The sequence below is a fragment of the Streptomyces sp. 15-116A genome, assembly GCF_025290915.1.
In the GTDB taxonomy this organism is placed as follows: domain Bacteria; phylum Actinomycetota; class Actinomycetes; order Streptomycetales; family Streptomycetaceae; genus Streptomyces.
On record NZ_JAOCQE010000469.1, the window covers coordinates 1 to 2,598 of the forward strand.

General features: G+C 68.7%; 4 protein-coding genes. All 4 read right to left on the reverse strand.

Annotated features, from left to right (window positions below):
• Positions 1 to 629: 629 nt before the first annotated feature.
• Positions 630 to 965: an Lsr2 family protein gene (locus tag N4P33_RS34460; protein WP_260830851.1), complete on the reverse strand. Its 336-nt coding sequence runs from the start codon at positions 963 to 965 to the stop codon at positions 630 to 632.
• Positions 966 to 1,189: 224 nt separating this feature from the next.
• Positions 1,190 to 1,735: an amino-acid N-acetyltransferase gene (locus N4P33_RS34465; RefSeq protein WP_260830852.1), complete on the reverse strand. Its 546-nt coding sequence runs from the start codon at positions 1,733 to 1,735 to the stop codon at positions 1,190 to 1,192.
• A gap of 9 nt (positions 1,736 to 1,744) precedes the next feature.
• Positions 1,745 to 2,188, reverse strand: coding sequence for a BlaI/MecI/CopY family transcriptional regulator (locus tag N4P33_RS34470; RefSeq protein ID WP_399030662.1), 444 nt, complete (start codon positions 2,186 to 2,188; stop codon positions 1,745 to 1,747).
• A 157-nt stretch (positions 2,189 to 2,345) separates the two neighbouring features.
• Positions 2,346 to 2,528 carry a hypothetical protein gene (locus N4P33_RS34475; protein WP_260830854.1) on the reverse strand — a complete coding sequence of 61 codons (183 nt, stop codon included), beginning with the start codon at positions 2,526 to 2,528 and terminating at the stop codon, positions 2,346 to 2,348.
• Positions 2,529 to 2,598 lie beyond the last annotated feature (70 nt).

Below are 2,598 nucleotides of genomic sequence, written 5' to 3' on the forward strand. Positions count from 1 at the left end.
CGGGACTGCGGGGCCTTCGGGTGCCGCGGGGGCCTCGGGGGTGGGGGCTTCGGGCGCTGGGGGCGCCTCCGGGGTGGGAGCTTCGGGCGCTGGCGGCGCTTCGAAGACCGCGGGCGCCTCGGGGGTGGGGGCTTTGCGCGCCGAGGGCGCTTCGGAGGCCGCGGGCCTTTCGAGCCGGCCGGGTGCTGCCTTCGCCTCGAGTGCGGCACCCTTCGGCGCTGCGGGCCTCTCGAATGCCGCGAGTCTTCCGGTGCCCTCAGGGGCTGCTGGTCCTCCGGGCGCCGGATCTGTGGGCGCTGCAGGGCGCTTCGGAGCTGCGGGGCCTTCGAGCGCTGCGGTGATTCCGGGGCCCTCGGGGGCTGTGGGTGCCTCGGGTGCCGGGGGCTCGGGGTCGAAGCGTTCGCAGGGGGCCGCTGTGTGGTTGCGGCCCCCCGTGTCGGGGTGCGAGGTGGAGGTCTCGCTGCCGAGGTTGTCGGCGATGGGGGGCCGCGCGGGTGCCCTTGATCTCATGCGGGTGGTGAACACGGTGGCGACCCAGTGCCACCGTGTCCGGCTGCGGCGCGGGTGCGCCGAGCCGACGGTCGTACCGGCCTTGTGACGGGCCGTTCCCGGGCCGGTCGGACCGACCCTCAGCCGTTCGCCTTCTCGTAGGCCTCGCGGATGGACGCGGGAACACGGCCGCGGTCGTTGACCTCGTAACCGTTCTCCTTCGCCCACGCGCGGATCGCCGCCGTGTCCTGGCTGCCACCGGAAGAAGCACGCGCCTTTCCGCGCCCGCCCGAAGCGCGGCCTCCGGTACGACGACCGCTCTTCACGTAAGGCTCGAGAAGGCCGCGCAGCTTGTCCGCATTGGCGGTCGTGAGATCGATCTCGTACGTCTTGCCGTCCAGCGCGAACGTCACGGTCTCGTCCGCCTCGCCGCCGTCGAGGTCGTCGACAAGAAGGACCTGAACCTTCTGTGCCACCGGATTTCCTTTCATCGATATCTTGAGGACCGGGGTGTGCCGGCGTCCGCCGTATCGCCGTCCCCTGTTATATGCAGTACTGCAGTACGTCGGAAAGCAAACCGCTTTTGCCGGAAAAACACAAACCCCTGGCAGAGACTCGTCGGCCGCCCCCCGCCCGGAAACATGCGCGTTTCGGACATAGGGCACCACGTCAAGGGGTTGCGGGACGGAATCCGTGACGATCACAGATGCAGAAGCATCCGGCTGTTGCCCAGGGTGTTCGGTTTCACTCGTTCGAGACCGAGGAACTCCGCGACGCCCTCGTCATAGGAACGCAGCAGCTCGGCGTACACATCCGTGTCGACCGGCGTCTCACCGATCTCCACGAAGCCGTGCTTGCCGAAGAACTCGACTTCGAAGGTGAGACAGAATACGCGGCGAACACCGAGCCAGCGGGCGGTCTGCAGCAACTTCTCCAGCAACCGGTGACCGACGCCGGCGCCCTTCAGGCCGGGCTTCACCGCGAGAGTGCGGACTTCCGCGAGGTCTTCCCACATCACGTGCAGGGCGCCGCAGCCGACGACCTCGGCGTTGTCGTCCCGTTCCGCGACCCAGAACTCCTGGATGTCCTCGTAAAGGGTCACCGTCGCTTTGTCGAGCAGGATGCCCTCGCGGACGTAGGCGTCCAAGAGCCGGCGTACGGCCGGGACATCGCTGGTACGGGCTCGTCGGACGGTCAGGGCATTCGCGGTGACTTCAGGGGTGTCTGCTGAGCTGTCTGCTGACATGAGCGGACGCTATCGTCCGGGGCGGTCCTCCGCGGAGCCGGGGTTCTCGGTCGGGGGGTTCTCCGCCGGGTTGTCGGGCGGGTTCTCGGCCGGGTTGTCCGCCGGGTTGTCGCCGGGTTCCGCTGATTCCGGGAGCTGGACGATGCGTACTGCATCTGTCAGGGCCTGGCGCTGTTCGTCGCTCATCATGCCGAAGAAGGCGACGAGGGCGGCTGCCGCGTTGTCGCTCTGCGACCAGGCGTCGTTCATCAGCGCGGCGGCGTAGGCGGCGCGAGTGGAGACCGCCTCATATCGATAGGCCCGGCCTTCCGCCTCTCGGCGCACCCAGCCCTTCTGATGGAGATTGTCCAAAACGGTCATCACCGTGGTGTAGGCGATGGAGCGTTCCTTCTGAAGATCTTCCAGGACTTCTCGAACGGTCACCGGGCGGTTCCACTTCCACACCCGCGTCATGACCGCGTCTTCGAGTTCTCCCAAGGGGCGAGGCACACCTCAGAACAATAGTGGGAGAACTCGGGTATGGCGTGTGGAACGTGAACAAAAGGGGCGTACGGCGTGAGGCGGGGCCGGGGTGGCCGGGGTGGCCGGCCGGAGGGGCCGCGGTTCGAGGTCAGGCGTCGCTCTTGGCGGGGCCTGCCTGGTGCGCGGCCTCCGCGCGTGCGACGGCCGCGTCCACCGCGGCGTCTTCCTTGGCCTTGTTGGCGCCGCCCTGGGTCTTCACGATCACCCGGATCACGCCGATGAAGAGAGCGGCCATGACGGCCGGGGGCAGGAGCGCGGAGACGTAGTCCATGCGTCCAGGGTAGCCAGCGGGGGGCGGGCGTCAGCCGGCGGCCAGGTGCTGGTCCGAGGGAGGGGGTGGC

Excerpts from the sequence above, each read along its gene's own strand:
- N4P33_RS34465 (WP_260830852.1), bottom strand. The coding sequence starts at position 1,735 with ATGTCAGCAGACAGCTCAGCAGACACCCCTGAAGTCACCGCGAATGCC.
- N4P33_RS34470 (WP_399030662.1), bottom strand. The coding sequence starts at position 2,188 with ATGACGCGGGTGTGGAAGTGGAACCGCCCGGTGACCGTTCGAGAAGTC.
- N4P33_RS34475 (WP_260830854.1), bottom strand. The coding sequence starts at position 2,528 with ATGGACTACGTCTCCGCGCTCCTGCCCCCGGCCGTCATGGCCGCTCTC.